Origin of the sequence: Nonomuraea fuscirosea, assembly GCF_003001935.1 — a bacterium.
In the GTDB taxonomy this organism is placed as follows: domain Bacteria; phylum Actinomycetota; class Actinomycetes; order Streptosporangiales; family Streptosporangiaceae; genus Nonomuraea; species Nonomuraea fuscirosea.
This window is the reverse complement of record NZ_PVNG01000014.1, coordinates 294,485-315,196: the sequence shown is the minus strand read 5'-3', so window position 1 is coordinate 315,196 and position 20,712 is coordinate 294,485. Positions and strand designations below refer to the sequence as shown.

22 protein-coding genes are annotated in these 20,712 nt (G+C 73.9%); 13 read left to right on the top strand and 9 right to left on the bottom strand.

Annotation, left to right across the window (positions count from 1 at the left end):
- Positions 1 to 120: 120 nt before the first annotated feature.
- The gene (locus B0I32_RS31170) at positions 121 to 759 is read left to right on the top strand and encodes an RNA polymerase sigma factor (protein WP_245956137.1); all 639 of its coding nucleotides are present in this window, start codon (positions 121 to 123) and stop codon (positions 757 to 759) included.
- Positions 760 to 845: 86 nt separating this feature from the next.
- Positions 846 to 1,085 (top strand): anti-sigma factor family protein, encoded by a 240-nt coding sequence (locus B0I32_RS31165; RefSeq protein ID WP_106245817.1) that lies wholly within the window; start codon positions 846 to 848, stop codon positions 1,083 to 1,085.
- Between the two features lie 64 nt (positions 1,086 to 1,149).
- Here B0I32_RS31165 and B0I32_RS31160 read toward each other — a convergent pair whose 3' ends face one another.
- On the bottom strand, positions 1,150 to 1,383 hold the full coding sequence (locus tag B0I32_RS31160; RefSeq protein ID WP_106245815.1) for an anti-sigma factor family protein: 234 nt from the start codon (positions 1,381 to 1,383) through the stop codon (positions 1,150 to 1,152).
- A gap of 109 nt (positions 1,384 to 1,492) precedes the next feature.
- Between B0I32_RS31160 and egtA the strand changes: the two genes are divergently transcribed.
- The 5 genes from egtA to egtE are packed head-to-tail and all read left to right on the top strand — an operon-like array spanning position 1,493 to position 7,069.
- Complete coding sequence (gene egtA / locus B0I32_RS31155; protein ID WP_106245929.1) at positions 1,493 to 2,773, top strand: ergothioneine biosynthesis glutamate--cysteine ligase EgtA; 1,281 nt, start codon at positions 1,493 to 1,495, stop codon at positions 2,771 to 2,773.
- Positions 2,770 to 4,062, top strand: coding sequence for an ergothioneine biosynthesis protein EgtB (egtB, locus tag B0I32_RS31150; RefSeq protein ID WP_106245813.1), 1,293 nt, complete (start codon positions 2,770 to 2,772; stop codon positions 4,060 to 4,062). The genes egtA and egtB overlap by 4 nt, the downstream gene beginning before the upstream one ends.
- Position 4,063: 1 nt before the next feature.
- The gene (gene egtC, locus B0I32_RS31145; RefSeq protein WP_106245811.1) at positions 4,064 to 4,771 is read left to right on the top strand and encodes an ergothioneine biosynthesis protein EgtC; all 708 of its coding nucleotides are present in this window, start codon (positions 4,064 to 4,066) and stop codon (positions 4,769 to 4,771) included.
- A 19-nt stretch (positions 4,772 to 4,790) separates the two neighbouring features.
- On the top strand, positions 4,791 to 5,771 hold the full coding sequence (egtD, locus tag B0I32_RS31140) for an L-histidine N(alpha)-methyltransferase (protein ID WP_106245810.1): 981 nt from the start codon (positions 4,791 to 4,793) through the stop codon (positions 5,769 to 5,771).
- Positions 5,768 to 7,069 carry an ergothioneine biosynthesis PLP-dependent enzyme EgtE gene (gene egtE / locus B0I32_RS31135; RefSeq protein ID WP_245956136.1) on the top strand — a complete coding sequence of 434 codons (1,302 nt, stop codon included), beginning with the start codon at positions 5,768 to 5,770 and terminating at the stop codon, positions 7,067 to 7,069. Before egtD ends, egtE begins: the two co-directional genes overlap by 4 nt.
- 298 nt (positions 7,070 to 7,367) lie before the next feature.
- On the opposite strand, the gene B0I32_RS57970 is transcribed toward egtE, so the two are convergent.
- The gene (locus B0I32_RS57970; protein ID WP_181307961.1) at positions 7,368 to 7,538 is read right to left on the bottom strand and encodes a hypothetical protein; all 171 of its coding nucleotides are present in this window, start codon (positions 7,536 to 7,538) and stop codon (positions 7,368 to 7,370) included.
- Positions 7,539 to 7,567: 29 nt separating this feature from the next.
- On the opposite strand from B0I32_RS57970, the gene B0I32_RS31130 reads away from it, so the two are divergent.
- Positions 7,568 to 8,419: a sialidase family protein gene (locus tag B0I32_RS31130; RefSeq protein WP_106245808.1), complete on the top strand. Its 852-nt coding sequence runs from the start codon at positions 7,568 to 7,570 to the stop codon at positions 8,417 to 8,419.
- A gap of 111 nt (positions 8,420 to 8,530) precedes the next feature.
- Here B0I32_RS31130 and B0I32_RS31125 read toward each other — a convergent pair whose 3' ends face one another.
- Entirely contained in the window at positions 8,531 to 10,015 is a 1,485-nt protein-coding gene (locus tag B0I32_RS31125; protein ID WP_106245806.1) for a hypothetical protein, read from the bottom strand.
- Positions 10,016 to 10,172: 157 nt separating this feature from the next.
- On the opposite strand from B0I32_RS31125, the gene B0I32_RS31120 reads away from it, so the two are divergent.
- Positions 10,173 to 11,516 (top strand): NsdA family TPR-like regulatory protein, encoded by a 1,344-nt coding sequence (locus B0I32_RS31120; protein ID WP_245956135.1) that lies wholly within the window; start codon positions 10,173 to 10,175, stop codon positions 11,514 to 11,516.
- A gap of 16 nt (positions 11,517 to 11,532) precedes the next feature.
- On the opposite strand, the gene B0I32_RS31115 is transcribed toward B0I32_RS31120, so the two are convergent.
- Positions 11,533 to 13,434: a S41 family peptidase gene (locus B0I32_RS31115; protein ID WP_106245924.1), complete on the bottom strand. Its 1,902-nt coding sequence runs from the start codon at positions 13,432 to 13,434 to the stop codon at positions 11,533 to 11,535.
- Positions 13,435 to 13,622: 188 nt separating this feature from the next.
- On the bottom strand, positions 13,623 to 15,146 hold the full coding sequence (locus tag B0I32_RS31110; RefSeq protein ID WP_219912087.1) for a carboxylesterase/lipase family protein: 1,524 nt from the start codon (positions 15,144 to 15,146) through the stop codon (positions 13,623 to 13,625).
- Positions 15,147 to 15,352: 206 nt separating this feature from the next.
- On the opposite strand from B0I32_RS31110, the gene B0I32_RS31105 reads away from it, so the two are divergent.
- Both B0I32_RS31105 and B0I32_RS61740 read left to right on the top strand, forming a co-directional pair.
- Entirely contained in the window at positions 15,353 to 16,663 is a 1,311-nt protein-coding gene (locus tag B0I32_RS31105) for an OFA family MFS transporter (RefSeq protein ID WP_425438120.1), read from the top strand.
- Positions 16,660 to 16,773, top strand: a complete 114-nt coding sequence (locus B0I32_RS61740; RefSeq protein WP_425438119.1) for an MFS transporter small subunit — start codon at positions 16,660 to 16,662, stop codon at positions 16,771 to 16,773. The genes B0I32_RS31105 and B0I32_RS61740 overlap by 4 nt, the downstream gene beginning before the upstream one ends.
- A 43-nt stretch (positions 16,774 to 16,816) precedes the next feature.
- Here B0I32_RS61740 and B0I32_RS31100 read toward each other — a convergent pair whose 3' ends face one another.
- From B0I32_RS31100 to B0I32_RS31090, 3 genes are read right to left on the bottom strand one after another with little or no spacing between them, the layout of a single operon-like run.
- Complete coding sequence (locus B0I32_RS31100; RefSeq protein WP_106245800.1) at positions 16,817 to 17,731, bottom strand: alpha/beta hydrolase; 915 nt, start codon at positions 17,729 to 17,731, stop codon at positions 16,817 to 16,819.
- A 53-nt stretch (positions 17,732 to 17,784) separates the two neighbouring features.
- Positions 17,785 to 18,057, bottom strand: a complete 273-nt coding sequence (locus tag B0I32_RS31095) for a hypothetical protein (RefSeq protein WP_181307959.1) — start codon at positions 18,055 to 18,057, stop codon at positions 17,785 to 17,787.
- The gene (locus tag B0I32_RS31090; RefSeq protein WP_106245799.1) at positions 18,057 to 18,539 is read right to left on the bottom strand and encodes a hypothetical protein; all 483 of its coding nucleotides are present in this window, start codon (positions 18,537 to 18,539) and stop codon (positions 18,057 to 18,059) included. The genes B0I32_RS31095 and B0I32_RS31090 overlap by 1 nt, the downstream gene beginning before the upstream one ends.
- A gap of 134 nt (positions 18,540 to 18,673) precedes the next feature.
- On the opposite strand from B0I32_RS31090, the gene B0I32_RS31085 reads away from it, so the two are divergent.
- Positions 18,674 to 19,639 carry a GlxA family transcriptional regulator gene (locus B0I32_RS31085; RefSeq protein ID WP_106245797.1) on the top strand — a complete coding sequence of 322 codons (966 nt, stop codon included), beginning with the start codon at positions 18,674 to 18,676 and terminating at the stop codon, positions 19,637 to 19,639.
- Positions 19,636 to 20,241: a DJ-1/PfpI family protein gene (locus tag B0I32_RS31080; protein ID WP_106245795.1), complete on the top strand. Its 606-nt coding sequence runs from the start codon at positions 19,636 to 19,638 to the stop codon at positions 20,239 to 20,241. The genes B0I32_RS31085 and B0I32_RS31080 overlap by 4 nt, the downstream gene beginning before the upstream one ends.
- Before the next feature lie 14 nt (positions 20,242 to 20,255).
- On the opposite strand, the gene B0I32_RS31075 is transcribed toward B0I32_RS31080, so the two are convergent.
- Positions 20,256 to 20,690 (bottom strand): MarR family winged helix-turn-helix transcriptional regulator, encoded by a 435-nt coding sequence (locus B0I32_RS31075; RefSeq protein ID WP_106245793.1) that lies wholly within the window; start codon positions 20,688 to 20,690, stop codon positions 20,256 to 20,258.
- Between the last annotated feature and the right edge of the window lie 22 nt (positions 20,691 to 20,712).

The window sequence follows — 20,712 nt, the reverse complement described above, 5'->3', positions numbered from 1 at the left end:
GGGAAACGTCAGTGGTGGAGTCTAGCCTGAGCGAGTCCTTCCACCGTGGAAGACACCGGACTCCCGGTTTGGTTCTGAGGTGAGAAGTTGTCCCAGCGTCCGACCGGAGGGGGAGCGATCGTGGGGGCTTTCGCGGGCGGGAGGCTGCCACCGGACGACGTCGTCGTCACGGCACTGCGCGCGGGCGACGAGACGATGTTCGCGGCGTTGCTCGACACCTGGTCCAGGGGCATGCTGAGGGTCGCCAGATCCTACGTGTCCACCGACCCGTCCGCCGAGGAGGTCGTCCAGGACACGTGGCTGGCGGTGATCGACGGGATCGACGGCTTCGAGGGCCGTTCCTCGATCAAGACGTGGGTCTACCGCATCCTGGTCAACACGGCGAAGAAGCGCGGCATGCGCGAGAGCCGCACGCTGCCGTGGAGCGCCTTCGAGGCCGACGGCGTCCCTTTCCCCGACGGCGTGTCGTTCCCCGACGGCGGCCGCTGGGGCGAGCCAGGGGCGGCCTGGCCGTCGCCCGAGGGCGAGGCGCTGGCCGCGGAGGTGCGCGCGCTGACCGCCGAGGCCCTGGGGCGGCTGCCGCCACGGCAGCGGGTCGTGATCACCATGCGTGACGTCGAGGGTTACTCCTCCGACGAGGTGTGCGAGATCCTGGAGATCTCCGCGGCCAACCAGCGGGTGCTGCTCCACCGCGCCCGTACGGCGGTGCGCGGCTGGCTGGCGGACTACTACGGCTCCGTCAAGCAGGCCGAACAGTAAGGGAAACCGCTGACGGCCCCATCCGGTCCGTTCAGCGGCGACAATAAGTGAAACGGTTCATCCCAGAGACAAGGGCGGTCAACGTCGTGAAGCGGTTCACCTGCGACGAACTGGTGGAACTCCTCACCGCCTACCTTGAAGACGTCCTCGACCGGCCGTCACACGACGGCGTACGGGCGCATCTCTCCTGCTGCGAGCACTGCGAGCGCTATTTCGAGCAGTTCCGCGCCACGATCAGGGTCCTGGGCGACCAGCCCCCGGAGAAGCTGCCCGCCGGCGTCCGCGACCGGCTGATGTCCGCCTTCCGCGAGCGGCACGGCGGCTGAACGAAGCGGCGGCCCCCGCCGACCGGGCCTGCCACGCCTCCGTCCGCGCCTGCCCTTGGAGCTCCTACCTGCTGAAGCTTTCGCGCAGCGCGGTCAGCACCGGCGGCGGGACGACGCCGTCGCGCAGGCAGCCCAGGGCCGCGATCGTCGCGCGGAGCTGCGCCAGCCAGGCCGCGCACCCCGGGCACACGCCCAGATGCGCCGCCACGCCCTCGTGCCGGCCGGGGGTGAGCGCGTCGTCGAGATAGTCGGTGAGTGACGCCAGCACCTCGTCGCACTCCGGTGGTCCCTGCTCCATGTGGCCTAGTGCCCGCCGGGCCGCATCCGTTACACGGAAAGTCGTCTGTAACGATCGCGCGCCTCGCGGATCTGTAGTCGTGACCTGCGGCGCCGGCGAAGGGAAGACGATGATCGGGGTCACGGCCGAGAGCACGCCGCTGCGCGACGCCTCGGAGGTGGCGGACTTCGCGCGCCGCTGCTTCCAGCCCGCCACTTCCGACCGGGTGGGCGTGGAGCTGGAGTTCCTGGTCTTCGACCGTGCCGAACCCGCCAGGCATGTGGCGCTGGCGCAGGTCGAGGGGGCCCTGCCCGCGCGGCTGCCGGGCGGGAGCCGGGTGACGTTCGAGCCGGGCGGCCAGCTCGAACTGTCGGGGCCCGCGGGCCCGCTGCCCGCCGCGCTGGCCGCCCTGGCCGGCGACGTCGCCGCCGTGCGCGCCGGGCTGCGCGCCTCCGGGCTGGTCCTCGGCGGGGTTGGCCTCGATCCGGTACGCCCCGCGCGCCGCCAGCTCAACCGCCCCCGCTACGACGCGATGGCCGCCTTCCTCGGGCTGCCGTACGGGGCGCTGATGATGTGCTCGACCGCGTCCATCCAGGTCAACCTGGACCTGGGCGCGCAACCGGCGATCCGGTGGGAGCGGGCGCACGCGCTCGGCCCCGTCCTGCTGGCCGCCTTCGCCAACTCCCCGCTGAGCGGCGGCCGGCCGTGCGGCTGGATGTCGGGCCGCCAGGCCGTGTGGAACAACCTCGACCCCAGCAGGACCGCCCTCGTCCCCGCCACCGGCGACCCGGCCGCGGACTGGGCGGAATACCTGCTGGACGCCCGGCTCATGCTGGTGCGCGAGGACGAGGAGCGCTACCTTCCCGTCCGCGACGGCTCGACGTTCCGCGACTGGCTGGAGCGCGGCCGGGTGGCGGGCGGCGGGATGGAGGGCGGCGCGCGCCCGCCCACGGCCGAGGACCTCGCCTACCACGCCACCACCCTGTTCCCGCCGGTGCGCCCTCGGGGCTGGCTGGAGATCCGCTACCTGGACGCGCAGCACCTGTCGGCCTGGCCGGTGTGCGTGGCGGTGACCCACGCGCTCATCTCCGACGACCGGGCCGCCGACGCCGCGATGGCCGCCGTGCGGCCGTACCAGGAGCCGCGGGAGGGCGGCGCGGACGCGGAGGCGTGGGAGCGGGCGGCGCGGTGCGGGCTGGCCGACCCGGTGCTGCGCCGGGCGGCCGAGACGTGCTTCCGCGCCGCGCTCGAAGCCCTGCCGCGCCTGGGCGCGGGCCCCGGCCTGGTGGCCGAGGTGGCCGCGTTCGCCGACCGGCACGTGACGACGGGCCGCTCACCCGCCACCGACCTGATGGAGCCGGGGCCCACGGGCACGCCCTGGCTCGAAGGACCGAACGAAGGATGGCTATGAACGACTTCAAGGAACGCATCGCCGCGCAGCTCATCGCGGTGCGCGACCGTTCCCTCGCCTACACGGAGGCGGAGGACGACCTGCTGATCCGGCAGCACTCCCCGCTCATGTCGCCGCTCGTGTGGGACCTGGCCCACGTCGGCAACTACGAGGAGCTGTGGGTGCTGCGCGAGGCCGGCGGCATGACGCCGCTGCGCCCCGAGATCGACGACATCTACGACGCGTTCAAGACGCCGCGGAAGGACCGCCCCAGCCTGCCGTTCCTCGGCCCGGCCGAGGCCCGCCGCTACATCGAGGGGGTGCGCGGCCGGGTGCTCGACGTGCTCGACCGGGTCGACCTGGAGGGCCCGTCGCCGCTGCACCGCGACGGCTTCGTGTTCGGCCTGGTGATCCAGCACGAGCACCAGCACGACGAGACCATGCTCGCCACGCTGCAACTCTCGCGGGAGCCGGGGCTCGTTCGCGAGGGTGAGCTGCCGCCGGGGCGCGCCGGCGGCCCCGACGAGGTGCACGTGCCCGCCGGCCGCTTCCTCATGGGCACCGACACGCTCCCGTGGGCCTACGACAACGAGCGCCCCGCCACCTGGGTCGACCTGCCCGGCTACTGGATCGACCGGCTGCCCGTCGGCAACGCCGCGTACGCGGCCTTCATCGAGGACGGCGGCTACGACGACCAGCGCTTCTGGACCCCGGAGGGCTGGCAGTGGCGGCAGCGCAAGGGCATCACCGCCCCGCTGTTCTGGACCAGGGAGGGCGGCTCCTGGTACCGCGACCGCTTCGGCCGCACGGAGCCGGTCCCGATGGACGAGCCGGTCCAGCACGTGTCCTGGTACGAGGCCGACGCCTACGCCCGCTGGGCCGGCAAGCGGCTGCCCACCGAGCCCGAGTGGGAGAAGGCCTGCGGCTGGGACCAGGAGGCGGGCCGGGCCAGGCGTTACCCATGGGGCGAGAGCGATCCGGGCCCCTCGCTGGCCAACCTCGGCCATCGCGCGGCCCGGCCCGCGCCGCTGGGCGCCTATCCGGGCGGGGCCTCCCCTTACGGGGCCGAGCAGATGATCGGGGACGTGTGGGAGTGGACCTCCTCCTGGTTCCAGGCGTATCCGGGCTTCCGCAGCTTCCCGTACAAGGAGTACAGCGAGGTGTTCTTCGGCGAGGAGTACCGGGTGCTGCGCGGCGGCTCGTGGGCGGCCGACCCGGCGGCGGTGCGGACCACGTTCAGAAACTGGGACTATCCGATCCGCAGGCAGATCTTCACCGGCTTCCGGTGCGCCCGCTCGGAGCTGGTCTGACATGTGCCGGCACGCCGCCTGGCTGGGCGCCGCCCGCCCGCTCTCCTCGCTCATCGACGAGCCCGGGTACGGGCTGCTCAGGCAGTCCTACCAGCCGCGCCGCCAGCGCGCCGGCCTGGTGAACGCCGACGGGTTCGGCATGGGCTGGTACGACCCCGCCCGCGCCGAGCCCGTGCGTTACCGGCGCGCCGTGCCCATCTGGACCGACGCCAACCTGCCGGGCCTCGCCTCGGTGGCTCGCTCGACCTGCCTGCTGGCGGCCGTGCGCTCCGCCACCGTGGGCATGCCGGTCGAGGAGACCGCGACCGCGCCGTTCGCCGACGGGACCTGGCTGCTCAGCCACAACGGCCGGGTCGCGCGCGACGCGGTCAAGGACCTCGCCGACGGGGCCGAGAGCACCTGCGACGCCGCCTGGGTCGCCGCCGCCGTGTTCCAGCGCGGGCGCGCCGGCGCCGGCCTGGGTGAGGCGCTGGCCGACGTCGTCGTACGGGCCGGGGAGAAGGACCCCGCCGCCCGGCTCAACCTGCTCGCCTGCGACGGCGCGTCCGTGGTCGCGACCGTCTGGGGCGACACCCTGTTCCTTCGCCGACTCGACGACGGCGTGCTGGTGGCCAGCGAGCCGCTCGACGGCCTGCCCGGCTGGCAGGCCGTGCCCGAGCGGAGCCTGCTGACCGTCGCCGGCGACGACGTACGCGTCCAGCCGTTGTGATCTACCTATAGGAGGCCTCGTGCCCGTCAGCCACTCCACCGTGCGTGTGATCAACCATCTCGACCGCGACTACCTGCGCCAGGCGCTCGAACACGACGTCACCAGCGGCCTGACGTCCTCGCCCAAGTGGCTGCCGCCCAAGTGGTTCTACGACGCCACGGGCAGCGAGCTGTTCTCGCGGATCACCCGGCTGCCCGAGTACTACCCGACCCGGCGCGAGCTGGCCATCCTGCGCGCCCGCTCGGCCGAGATCGTGGCCGCCTGCGGCGCGGACACGCTGGTCGAGCTGGGCTCGGGGACCAGCGAGAAGACCGTGCTGCTGCTGGACGCGCTCGCGGCGGCGGGCAGGCTGCGCGGCTACACGCCGGTGGACGTGGACGCGGTCACCCTGGAGGCCGCGGCGCGGCGGGTGGCCGGGCGCTTCCCCGGCGTGGACGTGCGCGCGGTGTGCGCCGACTTCGAACATCACCTGGCGCTGCTGCCGCGCGAGGGGCGGCGCATGGTCGCCTTCCTCGGCGGCACGATCGGCAACCTCGAACCGGCCGCCCGCGCCGTGTTCCTCAAGGAACTGCGGGCCACGATGCGGCCGGGGGACACGTTTCTGCTGGGGGCGGACTTGGTCAAGGACCCCGGGCGGCTCGTCGCCGCCTACGACGACGCGGCCGGGGTGACGGCCGAGTTCAACCGGAACGTGCTCCGGGTGATCAACAGGGAGCTGAACGCGGACTTCCAGCCCGAGGCGTTCGAGCACGTGGCGGTCTTCGACGAGCGGCACGAGTGGATCGAGATGCGGCTGCGGGCGACCCGGGCCATGCGGGTGCGGGTCGACGCGCTCGGGCTGGCGGTCTCGTTCGAGGAGGGGGAGGAGATGCGGACCGAGATCAGCGCCAAGTTCCGCCCCGAGGGGCTGCGCGCGGAGCTGGCCGCGGCCGGCTTCCGCATCGGCCGCCGCTACACCGATCCCGCTGGAGACTTCACCCTGGTCCTGGCCGAGGCGTGACGGTCTCGCCGGCGATCGGGCGCGTCGGCGCGGCGTGGCGGGCGGCACGGAGCGTGACGCCCGCCGGCCATCTCGACGCGGCCGGATGCAACGTGCCCAGCGACCGCGTGCTCGACGCCGTCACCGCTCATCTGCGGCGGGAACGCGAGCTCGGCGGCTACCGGGCGGCGCCCGACCTGACCGGAGCCAGGGCCTCCCTGGCCGCTCTGGTGGACGCGGAGCCCGGTGACGTGGCCTTCCTGGAGAGCGGGACCGAGGCGATGGCGGCGCTGCTCGGCGGCTGGCGGCTCGGGCCCGGCAGCCGCGTCGGCTGCACCCGCGCCGAGTACGGCAGCACGTTCATGCTGCTGCGCCGCCTGGCCGCGCGGCGGGGGTGGCGGCTGATCGAGCTGCCGCTGGACGGCGCCGGCCGGCTCGACCCGGACGGGCTCCGCGCCCGGCTGCGCTCCAGCCTGGACCTGGTCGTGCTCTCCCACGTCGGCTCTCATCACGGTGTCGTCCAGCCCGCTGCTGAGGCCGGGGCGCTGTGCCGGGCCGCCGGGGTGCCGTTCGTGCTGGACGTGTGCCAGTCGCTGGGGCACGTGGAGGTACGCGGGACGGAGGCGAGCGCGTACGTGGGGACGTCGCGCAAGTGGCTGGCCGGGCCGCGCGGCGTCGGCTTCCTCATCATCCCCGGCCTCACCGACACCATGGACACCCTGGCCCCGACCCTCGCCGGCCACATCTGGAACGACCCGTCGGAGCCGTGGGGTGGGCTGGGGGAGTCGTGGGGTGAGTCGGGCGAGTCCGGCAAGTCGTGGAACAGCCGGTTGGAGTCGTGGGGCGATCGAGGGAGTTCGTGGGGCGAATCGCCGGAATCGTGGGACGGGCCGGCCGTGGGGGAGGCTTCACGGCCTGTGCCGGGGGCGGCCCGGTTCGAGACCTCCGAGGCGGCCGTCGCGGCCAGGGCCGGGCTGGGGGTGGCCGTGCGGGAGCACCACGAGCTCGGTCCGCCCGCCGTCCACGCCCACCTGGCCGAACTCGGCCGCACGGCGCGCGGACTGCTCGACGGCGCGGGCGGCTGGCGGGTGGCGGAGCCGCTGGACGAGCCCTCCGCCCTCGTCACTCTCAGCCCCCCGCCCGACGACACCGCCGCCCGCGCCGCCGCCCGGGCGGACGAGGCGTCCCTGCTGGTCGGCGTGGTACCGGTGGCCCGGGCCCCGCTGCACCTTCGTGAGCCGGTGCTGCGCGTCTCCCCGCCGCCCGGCACCCCCGTGGAGACCTTCGAAGCCCTGGCCCGCGTGCTGTCCACCCACTGACCCGGCCGCGTGCTGGCCTACCACCGACCTGGCCGTGTCCTGACGTCCTGCCGGCCGGGGTCGCGTCCAGACCTCCCGCTGACCCGGCCGCCGATGCGATCATGATCGCGAAGCCCGAGTTGGAGGCACGCATGCGTTCCTTACGCACTCTCGGCGCCGTGGCTGGCGTCGTCGTGATCATGGCCGTCGGCGCATTGCCCGCCGCCGCGCAGCCGCCCACGTACACGTGGCACCGGCAGACCCTGTGGAAGCAGTCCGTCACCACCGATCCGGTCACCGGAAAGAACGTCACCACCTGCTACCGGCTGCCGGCGGTCGTGAAGACGAGCAACGACGTGCTGCTCGCCTTCGCCGAACGGCGTAACAGGAACGACTGCGCCGACCACGGCGCGTTCGACGTCGTCATGCGGCGCTCCACCGACCACGGCCGCACCTGGGAGGCGAGCAGGACGGTCCTGGCCGGCACCACCGGGGGCGGCCCTCCAGGGGAACGCGACCGTGGTGGCCGACTCGTCCGGGCCGGTGTTCCTGTTCACCACCTCAGAGCCGACCGCCGCACAGCACACGCCACGCACCCCGAAGGTGCAGGTCAGCCGGGACGACGGACGTACGTGGTCGGCGCCGCGCGACCTGTCCGGCGACATCAAGGCCCCCGCCGGCCCCGGCGACTGGTTCGCCACCGGGCCGGGGCACGGCATCCAGCTCACGCGGGGCGAGCACCAGGGCCGGCTGGTGGTGCCCGTCTACTTCGCCGTGGGCGACCGGCAGAGCGTGCGGCTGGTCTACAGCGACGACCACGGCGCGAGCTGGCGGATCGGCGCGACCGCCACGTACGACAAGTCCGTGCTCAAGCTAGGCGAGCAGACCCTGGTCGAGCGGACCGACGGCGGCATCCTCGTGATCGCTCGCAACGGCGTGGTGCCCGACCAGACCTCCGTGCACGGACTGGCCCGCGCCACGAGCTCGGACGGCGGCGAGAGCTTCGACGGCGACTTCCGCGCCGACGACGCCGTCACCGCGCCGCCGACCCACCCCGCCCTGCTCCGCCAGCGCTGGGACGGCGGCCCGTACACCCGCATCCTGCTGTCGGCGCCCGCCACCCCCAAGACGGGCAACAATCCGGTGGGCATGAACGTGCGCTCCTCCTTCGACGAGGGCACGACCTGGCGCCACCACGACGGCGCCGCAGGGAACGCCGGCATCAGGATCGACGCCGACCACGCCGGCTACTCCGATATGACGCTCGCCGGGAACGGGGCGATCGGCGTGCTGTACGAGGCGGGGTCGGCCCGCTTCCGCGACGTGATCCGATGGAACTGGTTCTGGGAGAGCGCCATCGGCCTGCCCTGACGTCACAGGTCGCAGGCGCGGTGGACTTCCGTGAAGGCGCGTGCGGCTGTCATCGGGCTCGCGCCGGCCTCTGGGAAGGCGCGCCTGGTCTCCCTCGGCCGGCGGTTGACGTCATGGGTCGCAGGGGTGGCAGAGGTCTTCGATGGCGGCGGCAATGCGGCGGGTGAACGGGGAGGCGCTGGCGGGGCCGTGGAAGGGCTGGGTGGCGCCGTCCGTGACCGCCTCGATGGTGGCCAGGTCGGCGCCCGGATGACAGACGACGTCCGGGCCCGGCAGGTCGGCCAGCAGGAACTCGCCCTGGTCGGCGTGGGCATCGGCCGGGTTCGCGGCGGGGCGGGCCCAGCGCAGGCGGTCCTCGCGGTCGAGCCGGTAGACGCCGGGGCCGCGGCCGGCCGCCACCCGTACCGGGGACTCGTGCCGGTGCCGCACCCGGACCGCGAACGGCCCGCCGCGCTCGGTCGCCCGCAGCAGGCTGAGCTGGTTGAACTCCTGCGGGTCCGCCAGCCAGCCGACCCGGCCGCGCAGCATGACGACCAGGTGCGCCAGCGTGAACGGCGGCACCCCCACGGCCTGCTGGTTGACCGCCGACACCTCGGCGCTCTCGTCGTGCCGCCACTTGATCGCCGACACCAGGATCCGTTCGCCCGGTGTGAGCAGCGCGTGCACGCTGAACAGCCCGGCGACGCCGTACCGGCGCCAGCCCCAGATCCCGATCCGCTCGGCGCACTCGATGAGCAGCGCGGCGGCCGGCACCGGCCACGGGCGCGACCAGTCCCGCCCGGCCGGGCACAGGGGGCCGGCGCCCAGCTCGGGGACGCCGGTCGCGCCGTGCGAGGGGCGGTCCACGTACACGCTGACGCCGCCCTCGCCGTCCGGGACGCTGAGCGCGGTGACGGCGCACGGCCAGCCGTCCACGAACCCGGACACGCGGTACGGCCCCAGCAGCCGGGCCGCGCGGTACATGTCGGCGTCGCCCGACACGATCACGGTGCCGCGCCCGCCGGCCAGGCCGCCCGCCTGCACCACGACCCGCTCGGTGCCGACCGCCCGGCGCAGCTCGGCCAGGCCGGGCAGCCGTTCGGCCGGCACGCAGCGGATCCGCGCCACGGCGGGCACTCCGGCCGCGCGCAGCAGGTCGTCCAGCAGGTGTCTGGCCTCGATCGTGGCCCGCACACCCTCGCCGATCGCCGCCACCGTCGCCCCTGGTCCGGCCAGCTCCGACAGCCGGGCGCCGGCGCACCTGCTGGCGATGACCGGCGGGCGATCCAGCTTGACGAGGTGCCGGGCGGCGTCGTGCCGCACTCGCCGCAACCAGCCGTGCCGCTCGGCGACGGAACGCGTCCTGGTCCGGTCCTCGGCCGCCACCACCATGCCGGGCAGGGCCGGGTCCCAGGCCGAGTAGCAGCCGATGCCCAGGGCCGGTCGCAGCGACTCGACGGGGGCCGGGCCGGTGTAGCCGGTGCGCAGAGCGGTGCTGTAGCGGTCGACGGTGACCAGCGGCCGGCCCGCGAGCGCGGCCAGCAACTCGGCGTGCGCAACGTCGACAGCCGCCCCGTCCCGGTACGCGGCCCCGCCGCGTTCGTCCCTGCTAGTCATGCCGTCTGTCCTCTCGTCCGGCCTCGTACGGCCTCGACCGGGCCGCCACGTCACGGTCCGCACTATTGACGGTGCGCTCCGTACGGCGCATCGTCGAGGGCACCGCGATGTGAAGCGATGTGAAGCTGCGATGCCGCCACGGCGCACCCGTCCGGTCGTGAACCGGGCCCTCGCCGCGCTCATCGAACAGGCCGGCTGGACCCACGCCGCCACCGCGCAGAACGTCAACGCCGTCGCCGCCGAGACCGGGGAGCGGATCCACTACGACCGCTCTGCCGTCGGGCACTGGCTGACCGGCACCATGCCCAGGCCCGAGGCGGTGCACGCGGCCGTGGAGGCGTTCCGGCGCCGGCTCGGGCGGCCCGACCTCCGCCCCGCGCATCTCGGCTGGCCGGACCCCGGGGTCGCGCCGCCGGCCGACGACCCCTGGCGCGGCGACCCGGTCGCCCGGCTGGCCACGCTGGGGGAGGACGACCTGCTCAACCGCCGTACCGTGCTGACCGCCGGCACGTTCACGCTCGCCGCCCTGTCGAGTCTGTCGAACCTGCCCGGCATGTCCCCACGGCGCGTTCCCGGCCCGTCCGGCCGTCCCGGCGCGGGCGACGTGGCCCGCATCAGGGCCGCCACCGCCGCCTTCGCCGACCTGGACGACCGGTTCGGTGGCGCGCACGCCCGTGTCGCGGTCGCCGCCTACCTGTCGCGCGAGGTCACGCCGCTGCTGCGTGAGGCGAGCGGGCGTACCAGGCCGGACCTGTTCGCCGCGGCGGCCGAGCTGGGCTATCTGGCCGCGTACATGGCGATGGACGCCGGCGCGAACGCGCTGGCCCAGCGCTACTACATCAGCACGGTACGGCTCGCCGACGAGGCCGGCGACCTGCTGTTACGGGCGACGGCGTTACGCAGCATGGCCGTGCAGGCGGCCGAGCTCGGCCACGACGGCGAGGCGCTGGCGCTGGCCGACGCCGCCGCCTCCGCCCTCGGCGGGCACGGCCCCCATCGCACGCTGGCCTGGATCACCGGCATGCGCGCTGAGGCGCACGCGGCGGCCGGCACCCGCTGGGACGCGCTCAACCTGCTGCGCCGTACGGAGAACCAGCTCGAACGCGCCGGCTCCCCCCAGGAGGCGGGCTGGACCGGCAACTACCGGCACGAATCCCTGGAGCACCAGATCGGCCTCACCCTCACCCAGCTCGGCGACCACGCCGCCGCGGCCCGCCACTTCACCGCCTCCATGAACGCCCGCCGCCCCGTCGAACTCCGCACCCGCGTGCTGATCGGCCTGCGGGCGGCCAACGCCTACCTGCGCGCGGGCGATCCTGAGCAGGCCGCCGTCACGGCACTCGGGTTCGGCGACGACGTCCGGTTGACCGCCTCGGCCCGGGTCGGCGACGAGCTGCGCCGCCTGCGGGCGGGCTGGCAGCGCTTCCGCGCCAGCCCGCTCGTCGCCGAGGCCGACCGCATCGTCTCCACCGGCACTCCGCCCACCGGCCGGGCACGTTGACAGGCGGACAACTCGTTCAGGACTGCGGCAGGATCGTCCGGGCGGCGACCAGCTCGCCGTGCTCGAACCCCTCCACCCGGATGACGCCCGCGCCCGCCGCCCCCGGCACCGTCACGGTCGTCTCCGGCCCGGTCACGTCCACCGACACCGCCGGCCGCCCGTCCACGTACACGTCGGCCCGGTCGACCAGCCGGGTCGACAGCGTCAGGCCGGTCCCGGTGACCCGCACGTCCAGCCGCCGCACCGGCCGCCCGGCCAGCAGTTCGCCGGCCCGGGCGAGCAGGTCGGCGTTGCCGTGCAGGACGTCGTCGCGGGTCATCAGGTGCCGGTGGTCGGAGGCCACGCCGAGGTCCTCGACGGGCGTGCCGGCCAGGTCGTGCACCCGCAGCGTCCGCCTGATCGACACCCGCATGCCCGCCTGCCCGGGCAGCGGCTGGTAGGGGCTGCCGGGCACGGGGGAGGGCAGTTCGAGCAGGAGCTTGAGCAGCGCGTGGGTCCACACGTTCGCGCCGCCCGCGCCCGTGCTGTCGTCGGTGCCGAGGACGGGGCCGATCCGGTGGTCCTGGAAGCCGCCGGCGAAGATGTCGGTCGCCGAGTAGCACAGGGCGTTGGTGATCAGCACGACCGGGCCGAAGTACCGCTGGCCGATGACGTTGGCCCCGTCGGCCGGGGTGATGGGGAAGCTGCCCGAGTAGACCGCGCCGGTCTCCAGCGCCTGCTCCATGGACGGGCACCAGGGCCCGAGGTCGATCTCGCCGGTCGGGTTCTCCTTGTGCTGCCCGCAGACGCGCTGGTTCAGCGCCGTCGTGACGAACTGGGTCGGCTCGGGGACGATCGGGCGCGGGGTGAGCGTCTGCAGCAGGAACTCGGCCGCGTGGATGTGCCCGCCGCCGTTGTCCCGTACGTCCACCACGAGCCCGTCCTGCGGCAGCAGCTCGACGAGCCGGACGAACTCGCGCACGAACGCGCCGGGGTCGTTGACGCTGAAGCTGAAGATCCGCAGATGGCCGAAGACGCCGGACGGCGTGACGACGCTCCTGGCCCGGAAGAAGCCGGGCATCGACGTGGGCAGGTCCGCGCCGGGCGCGGCGGGCTCGGCCGTGAGCTCGGCGCCGCCCAGCGTCTCCAGCGGGGTGACGGCCTCGGGGACGTACAACATCTTCGTGGCCCGGCCGATCTCGTCCGCGCCGAGGTCGAGGCCCTGGGCCACGGCGGCCACGCTGAGCCGGTCCGCGTCCACGAACGACGGCTGGTTGTCGCTGACCCGCCAGCTCTCGCGCAGCTCCCTGCGGATCCCGTCGGCGCCGACGTAGGTGAGCACGACCCAGCTCTCCTCCGGCGGCACGTGCAGGCGCAGCGGCCGGATCGTCAGCGACTGCAGGCCGCGCGCGTGCCGCGCGCCCGGGTTGCTGCCCGCGAACCTGGCCGCGTTGTGCTCGACCGCCCGGTCGATCGGGACGCCGTTCCAGTGGGTGACCTCCACGCCCGGCCCGAACCCGGGCGCGGTGAAGCCCTCGACGGTCATGGTGACGACGTAGTGGCGCTCGTCGCCGGTGTGGTACTCCTCGATCAGGTACGGGAGGTAGGCGATCTTGCCGGCGTACGGGAGCGGCAGCAGGTAGTTGGTGTGCAGGTCGCGTACGGAGTGGAAGATCTCCGACAGCTCGGCGTGGAAGCGCCACTCCGGGCCCATGGTCGCCGGGGTCTGCCGGCTCAGCCGTGCCGCGAGCAGCCGCAGCCGCTGCACCGGGTTGACGGCGTGCATCGCGGCCTTGAGCGGCAGGTGCACGTAGTTCTGCTCGATGAGCAGCAGCGCCTGCTGGACCAGGAGCTTGCGGTCGTCGAGCGTCAGCTTGTCCGCGGTGCGCAGGAAGTCGTGGAGCTCCTGTTTCGCCACCCCGCTTGTTGGCTCGGTCATGTCGTCCACCCACCCGGTGTCGTCTCGGTGCGGGCGCGGGGAACGTTCCCGAGCCCGCAGACGGCACGCTGCCACCGGGCGCGGCGGCCGCGCCACGGGGGGTGGCCTAGGGCTTTCCCTAGGGCGCCGGCGCGCCAGAGCCGGTCGGGCGAGAAGTGCGGGTCGGTCGCGCGGTGAGCGGGGGCCGGTCAGGCGTGGAGCGGGAGTGTGCCGAACCGGTGGGCGGTCCACAGGCGGCGGGAGGTCTCCTCCGGGTACGGCTCGACCGACGGCGGGGTGTCGAAGAGGCGGACCAGGCGCCGTCCCGGCTCGTACGCCTCCCATCCCGGCCCCTCGCCCGCCGCGAACGCCGTCCACGCGCGGCGGAAGTCCGCCGACACCTCGGCCGCCCCAGGCGGGACCGGGTCGCCGAGGAAGAAGCGGGCCATCCCGCTGCCGAGGTTGCCGAAGACCAGCGGGACGTCGAGGGCGTGGCAGGCGCCCAGCTCGCCGCCGCCGGCCGGGCTGGGCCAGGTCAGCTCGTAGACGTACGCCCGCCCGCCCCCGGCGGCCTGCGCCTCGGCCAGGCGCAGGCTCGGCATGCGGAACAGCCAGTCGGACTGCACCAGCTCGCACAGCTCCTCGGCCCCGGCGCCGGGGAAGGCGGCCCGGTAGTCGATCCCGGGCGCGAACGCCCGCAGCAGCTCGTCGGCCCGTTCCTCCCAGGAGGCAGGCGGCCGGCCCATGCCCATGAACAGGCGGTACTCGTCGCGGTTGTGGCCCGCGACCAGCTCGACCTCACGGGCGGCGCCCCCGGCCAGCGCGGCCCAGGGGTCGCGGGGCAGCACGTCGCCGTCCACGACGGGGGAGAAGGGGGTGACGGTGCGGGCCACCGGCCCCCAGCGGTCCTCGTACTGGAGCATCTTGCCGTTGAACGCCTCCGTGGCGGCCACCAGACGCTCGGGCGCGACGGCGGCGAGGTCGGCGACCGAGGCGCGCAGCCCCAGCTCGCCGGCCAGGACGGCGGCGATGTCGGCGGCCAGCGGCGCGGAGAAGAACGTGCCGGGCACACTCTGCGCGACGGCCCGCCCGAACAGCCCGGCGGCCCTCGGCATGGCCAGGAGCGCGGCGATCGACCCGGCCCCCGCCGACTCGCCGAACACCGTCACCCGCCCCGGGTCGCCCCCGAACGCGGCCACGTTGTCGCGCACCCACTCCAGCGCGGCCACCTGGTCGAGCAGCCCCCGGTTGGCCGGCGCCCCCTCGATCTGGGCGAAGCCCTCCATGCCCACCCGGTAGTTGAGCGTGACGACCACCACGCCGCCCTCGCGGGCCAGCACCGTGCCGTCGTAGACGGAGTCGCCCGCCTCGCCCGCCCGGTACGCGCCGCCGTAGATCCACACCAGCACCGGCAGCCGCGCGGCGGGGCCGGGCGACGGCGTCCAGACGTTGACGGTCAGCCAGCTCTCCCCGGCGCGGTCCCGGGCGGGCGTGTCCGTGAGCATGGACTGCTGGGGCGGCGGCGGCCCGAACGCCACGCAGTCACGCGCCCCGCCCCACGCCTCGGCGCGCACGGGGGCGGCGAAGCGCAGGTCGCCGAGGGGTGGCCGGGCGAACGGGATGCCGAGGAAGACGGACACGCCGTCGCCGGTCCGGCCGCGCACGCCGCCGGTCGCGATCCTGACTTCTGGCCCGCTGGTCACCATGCCGCCCCCGCTCGTGGTTGCCTCCATTATGATCGCGGGCTCTCCGGCTCACGGGTCGGCAGCCGTTCATCGACGCAAACTGACCGCTCGCCGTAAAACTCGTACGGTTTTCAAATACTGCATACCGTATGTGGTACCCGTGGTGCGTGGCAGACAGGACCAGGTTCGCTAGCTCCGCAGGTTTCCTCAGTCGTTCTCGTACCATCGCGGCACCCACCTGGAGCCGATGGCTCGTGCCGCCCGCCGCGCTCTCCGTGCACCTGGCCATCGGGCAGGCGTACGCGTGGAGCGTCTTCAAACCCCCGCTCGAATCCTCGCTCGGGCTCTCCGGCACCCAGAGCGCGCTCCCGTTCCAGCTCGGCATCGTCATGCTCGGCCTGTCGGCCGCCTTCGGCGGCACGCTGGTCGAGCGCAACGGGCCCCGCTGGGCGATGTTCGTCTCCATGGCCTGCTTCTCCTCCGGCTTCCTGCTGTCGGCGCTGGGCGTGGCCACCCGGCAGTACTGGCTGGTGGTGTTCGGCTACGGCTTCGTCGGCGGCATCGGACTCGGCATCGGCTACATCTCGCCGGTCTCGACCCTGATCAAATGGTTCCCCGACCGGCCGGGCATGGCCACCGGCATCGCGATCATGGGATTCGGCGGCGGCGCGCTCATCGCCTCGCCGTGGTCGGCGCAGATGTTGTCCTCGTTCGGCACCGCCACCGGCGGCATCGCGATGACGTTCCTCGTGCACGGCCTCGTCTACGCCGTGTTCATGACGATGGGCGTGCTCCTCGTCCGGGTGCCCGCCGACGGCTGGAAACCCAAGGGCTGGAGCCCGCCGGCGGCCAGCACCCGCCCGCTGATCACCAGCGCCGACGTCTCCGCGGCCAACGCCATCCGCACCCCGCAGTTCTACCTGCTGTGGGTCGTGCTGTGCTGCAACGTCACGGCCGGCATCGGCATCCTGGAGAAGGCCGCGCCGATGATCAGGGACTTCTTCGCCGGTACGCAGGCGCCCGTCGCCGTCGGGGCGGCGGCCGGCTTCGTCGCGCTGCTGTCGCTGGCCAACATGGCCGGCCGCTTCGTCTGGTCGTCCACCTCGGACCTGATCGGGCGCAAGAACATGTACCGCGTCTACCTGGGCGTCGGCGGGCTGCTCTACCTCGCCATCGCCCTGGCCGGCGACAGCTCCAAGCCGCTGTTCATCCTGTGCGCGATCGGCATCCTGTCCTTCTACGGCGGCGGCTTCGCGACCGTGCCCGCCTACCTCAAGGACCTGTTCGGCACCTACCAGGTGGGGGCCATCCACGGCCGCCTGCTCACGGCCTGGTCCACCGCCGGCGTGCTCGGCCCGCTGATCATCAACGCCATCGCCGACAGCCAGAAGGCGGCCGGCCGGGCCGGGCCCGACCTCTACACGACCTCGCTGTTCATCATGATCGGGCTGCTCGTGGTGGGCTTCCTCGCCAACGAGCTGATCCGGCCGGTGCACGAGAGATTCCATGAGAAGCCCGTGCAGCGGCTCGACCCGCAGGTGACGGAGAAGGGACAGGCGGTATGAGCGAGGGGCGCACCTGGCTGAAGGTGGTGGCGTGGCTCTGGGTGGGGCTGCCGTTCGCGTACGGCGTGTACGAGCTGTTCCTGAAGCTCACCCAGCTCTTCGCCGGATGACGTGAGAGGGCGGGCCCGGCGCACTCAGGCCGGGCCCGTCCGTTCATCCCAGGCTGCGCCCGACGGCGCCGGCGACCAGGTCGAGCGCCTCGGCGCTGGCCGGCAGCACGTTCACCATCGTGAAGAAGACGTGCATCTGGCCCTCGAACCGCTTGGACTCCACCGGCACCCCCGCCTGGCGCAGCCGCTCGGCGTAGGCCTCGCCCTCCTCGCGCAGGATGTCGTACTCGGCGGTCAGCACGAGCGCCGGCGGCAGGCCGGACAGCTCGGCCGCCCGCAGCGGCGAGGCGTCCGGGTTGGCCCGCGCGCCGGGGTCGGGGGCGTAGTGGTCCCAGAAGTAGACCATCCCGTCGCGGGTGAGCAGCAGCTGGCGGTCCGGATCCTGGTAGGAGGGGGCGTCCAGGTCGCAGTCGGTGACGGGATAGACCAGCACCTGCAGCGCGATCGCCGGGCCGCCCTCGTCCCTGGCCCGCTGCGCCACCACCGCCGCCAGGTTGCCGCCCGCGCTGTCGCCCGCCACGATGATCGGCAGGCCCGGCATGTCGGAGGCGGCCCAGAGCAGGGCCGCGTAGGCGTCGCGGGCGGCGACCGGGTAGCGGTGCTCGGGGGCCAGCCGGTAGCCGGCCAGCACCACGGCGCAGCCGGTGCGCACGGCCAGTTCCCTGCCCAGGGCGTCGAACTCGTCGATGGAGCCGATCACCCAGCCGCCGCCGTGGTAGTAGACGATGACGCCGCGCGGGGTGCCGTTCGCGACGAGGACGCGGGCCGGGAACGACGCGCCGTCCTCGGCCGGGATCGTGACCTCCTCGACCCGGGCCACGTCGGGGCCCTTGCCGCTCAGCTCGCTCAGCCCGGCGCTGACGGTGCGGGCCTCCTCAGGGGCGAGCTCGTGCAGCGGCGGGCCGCCCAGCGCGGCCAGTTGCTCCAGCAGTGCGGTCGTCGCGTGATCCAAGGGCATGGGACGTCACCTCATCCGGGGGGCGCGGTCGGTGAACCTCCTCGAACGTAGGATCAGGAAACGGGCTTGTCCAGGGCGGGCGCGCGGAGCCGCCAGAGGGCGAGCAGGCCGCCGATCACCGGGACGACGGCGCGCCGGCGGGCGCCGGTCGCGGCGCTGCCGGGGATCAGCACGGTGATGGCGATGACGGCCAGGTAGGCCGCGCCGTGCACGGGGCCGACGAGCGAGGCGACCGCCGGCTCGTGCACCGTCGCCAGGTTGGTCAGCAGGATCGCCAGGGACAGCGTCTCGACGGCGGCCGCGATCCGCAACGCGCGCACGGACATCAGGCCCCCTCGCCCGCGCCGGGACGGACGATCATCAGCACGACGACGATCGTCCACAGCACGTTGTAGCACCCGGCCATCATCGACAGCGGCTTCAACCGGGCGCGGTCGCCCGGCGTGGCCAGGGCGTCGCGCTGGCGTGGATAGATCTGCACGGCGAGCAGGAAGCCGGCGGCGGCGGTGAGGACGACGGCGAGGGTGATCCAGATCTCGCCGGTACGCCCCTGCACGAAGGCCAGGACGAGCCCGGCGGCGGGCACGACCAGGCCGGCCAGGCTGTAGCCGCGGGTGATGCGGTGCAACGCCAGCGCCACGGCCCGGCTCCGCCCGTTGTCCACGCTCTCATCGGCCACAGTGGTGACGGGGACGGTGACCGGGGCGGCCACCGGTACGTAGCGCGGGAACAGGCTCGTCGCGACGGCCGAGCCGCCCACGAACACGATGCCGGCGAGCACGTGCACCGACAACAGCAGATGTTCCATCGTTCTCCCTCCAACCTTCAGGCAGCCTGAAGCGTAACACGACACCTTCAGGGTCACTGAAGGGGGAGGAGATGGCGCGATCTGTGGGGTGCCGGTCGTTGACGCCACGTCCGGCCCGGTCACAAGCTGGAACGGTGAAACAGCGCCGCGTCGTCTTCGTCGTCTTCGACGGCTTCCAGTCACTCGACCTGGCCGGCCCGTACGAGGTCTTCCACCAGGCCGGCGCCTACACCTGCGAGATCCTGGCCCCCGCACCCGGCCTGGTCCGGGCGAGCAGCGGCCTGCCCGTGCACGCCGGCCACGGACCCGGCACGCTCTCCGCCGACGGCGTGGACACCCTGGTCGTGGCCGGCGGCTCCGGCGTCTACGCGGCCAGGAACGACGCCGCGCTGCTGTCCTGGATCACCGCCGCCGGCTCTGGAGCTCGCCGGGCCACCTCGGTCTGCACCGGCGCGTTCCTGCTCGCCGCCGCCGGCCTGCTCGACGGCCGCCGGGTGACCACCCACTGGGCCCGCGCGGAACGCCTGGCGGCGGAGCACCCCGAGGTCACCGTCGACAGCGACCCGATCTTCGTCAGGGACGGGCGCGTCTGGTCGTCGGCCGGCGTGACCGCCGGCATGGACCTCGCCCTCGCCCTGGTGGAGGACGACCTCGGCCGCGACGTCGCGCACGGCGTGGCCAGACGGCTGGTCCTCTTCTTACGCAGACCGGGCAGCCAGTCGCAGTTCGGCGTGGGGTTGTGGTCCAGGCAGCCGGCCAGCGACCCCGTCCGCGCCGCCGTGTCGTCCATCCACGCCGACCCCGGCGCCAGGCACGACATCAGGGATCTCGCCCTGCGGGCCGGCATCAGCCCACGCCACCTGCAGCGCCGCTTCACCGCCGAACTCGGCGTCCCGCCCGGCTCGTACGTCGAGCGGGTCCGGGTCGAGGCGGCCCAGCGCGCGCTCGCCGAGGGCGACGACCCGGTCGAGGCCATCGCCCGCCGCTGCGGCTTCGGCACCGCCGAGACCCTGCGCCGGACGTTCCACCGCCGGGTCGGCATCGCCCCCTCCGACTACCGGGACCGATTCCACTCCACCGCCATGGGAGGCGACCTGTGACCACGTACGGACTGCTCATCTTCGACGGGGCGGAAGAGCTCGACTTCGTCGGCCCCTGGGAGGTCTTCACCGTCTCCGCGCGGCTGCGCGAGGGCGGCGACACCGCGGTGCTGATCGCCGCGGACCCCGGCCCCGTGCGCTGCGCCAAGGGCATGCGCGTGCTGCCCGACCACACCCTCGACGACCATCCGCCCTTGGACGTGCTGCTCGTCCCCGGCGGGCGCGGCACGCGCGCGGTCGAGGCGGACCATCCTGACGTCGTCGCCTGGATCGCCAAGACCGGGGCCCAGGCGACCTGGGTGACGAGCGTCTGCACCGGCACGTTCCTGCTGTACGCCGCCGGGCTCGCCCGCGGGCGGCGGGTGGCCACGCACTGGAGCCGCGAGGACGACCTCGAAGCGCGCGGTGACGTCACGGTCGTGCGGGACGCCCGGTATGTCGTGGACGGCAACCTGCTCACCAGCCAGGGCATCTCGGCCGGCATCGACAGCGCGCTCTGGCTCACCGGCCGCCTGCACGGCCGCGAGCACGCCCGCGCCGTGCGCCGGGTCATGCAGTACGACCCCGCGCCGCCGTACCTCGCCGACGAGCCGCTCGCCTGAACCGGTATGGCGGGTCAGAGGGCGAAGGCGGCGCGGATCGTCTCGCCGACCTGGCGCTGGATCGGATCGGCCGCGGCCCCGAACATCAGCTCGTCCACCCGCCCCACCGCCTCCTTGGCGGCGCTGAGCAGCCGCGCCCCCTCGGGCGTGATCTCGATCGTGGAGGCGGAGCCCGCGCGGGCGGTGTTGTCGCGCACCAGCCCCGCGCCGACCAGCGACTTCACCGCCGCGTGCACGCTCTGCACCGTGATGCCCGACATCCGCGCCAGATCGCTGAACGAGACACCGGGCACCGCCGCGATGTGCCCGAGCAGCCCCAGCCGCCGCACCGTGAGATCGAGCGGCGCGAGCGCGGCGTTGAGCTCGGTCTCGATCCGCCGCGCCAGCGTGAGCACCACGATGGACGCACTCGTAGCGGGCGGCCCGGGCCGGCCGTTCTCGACACTCACTCCCCAAGTCTCCCGCACTCGC

Excerpts from the sequence above, each read along its gene's own strand:
- B0I32_RS31160 (WP_106245815.1), bottom strand. The coding sequence starts at position 1,383 with ATGGAGCAGGGACCACCGGAGTGCGACGAGGTGCTGGCGTCACTCACC.
- B0I32_RS31115 (WP_106245924.1), bottom strand. The coding sequence starts at position 13,434 with ATGACCGAGCCAACAAGCGGGGTGGCGAAACAGGAGCTCCACGACTTC.
- B0I32_RS61740 (WP_425438119.1), top strand. The coding sequence starts at position 16,660 with ATGAGCGAGGGGCGCACCTGGCTGAAGGTGGTGGCGTGGCTCTGGGTG.
- egtC (WP_106245811.1), top strand. The coding sequence starts at position 4,064 with ATGTGCCGGCACGCCGCCTGGCTGGGCGCCGCCCGCCCGCTCTCCTCG.
- B0I32_RS31090 (WP_106245799.1), bottom strand. The coding sequence starts at position 18,539 with ATGGAACATCTGCTGTTGTCGGTGCACGTGCTCGCCGGCATCGTGTTC.
- B0I32_RS31100 (WP_106245800.1), bottom strand. The coding sequence starts at position 17,731 with ATGCCCTTGGATCACGCGACGACCGCACTGCTGGAGCAACTGGCCGCG.
- B0I32_RS31095 (WP_181307959.1), bottom strand. The coding sequence starts at position 18,057 with ATGTCCGTGCGCGCGTTGCGGATCGCGGCCGCCGTCGAGACGCTGTCC.
- egtA (WP_106245929.1), top strand. The coding sequence starts at position 1,493 with ATGATCGGGGTCACGGCCGAGAGCACGCCGCTGCGCGACGCCTCGGAG.
- B0I32_RS31125 (WP_106245806.1), bottom strand. The coding sequence starts at position 10,015 with ATGACTAGCAGGGACGAACGCGGCGGGGCCGCGTACCGGGACGGGGCG.
- B0I32_RS31110 (WP_219912087.1), bottom strand. The coding sequence starts at position 15,146 with ATGGAGGCAACCACGAGCGGGGGCGGCATGGTGACCAGCGGGCCAGAA.
- egtB (WP_106245813.1), top strand. The coding sequence starts at position 2,770 with ATGAACGACTTCAAGGAACGCATCGCCGCGCAGCTCATCGCGGTGCGC.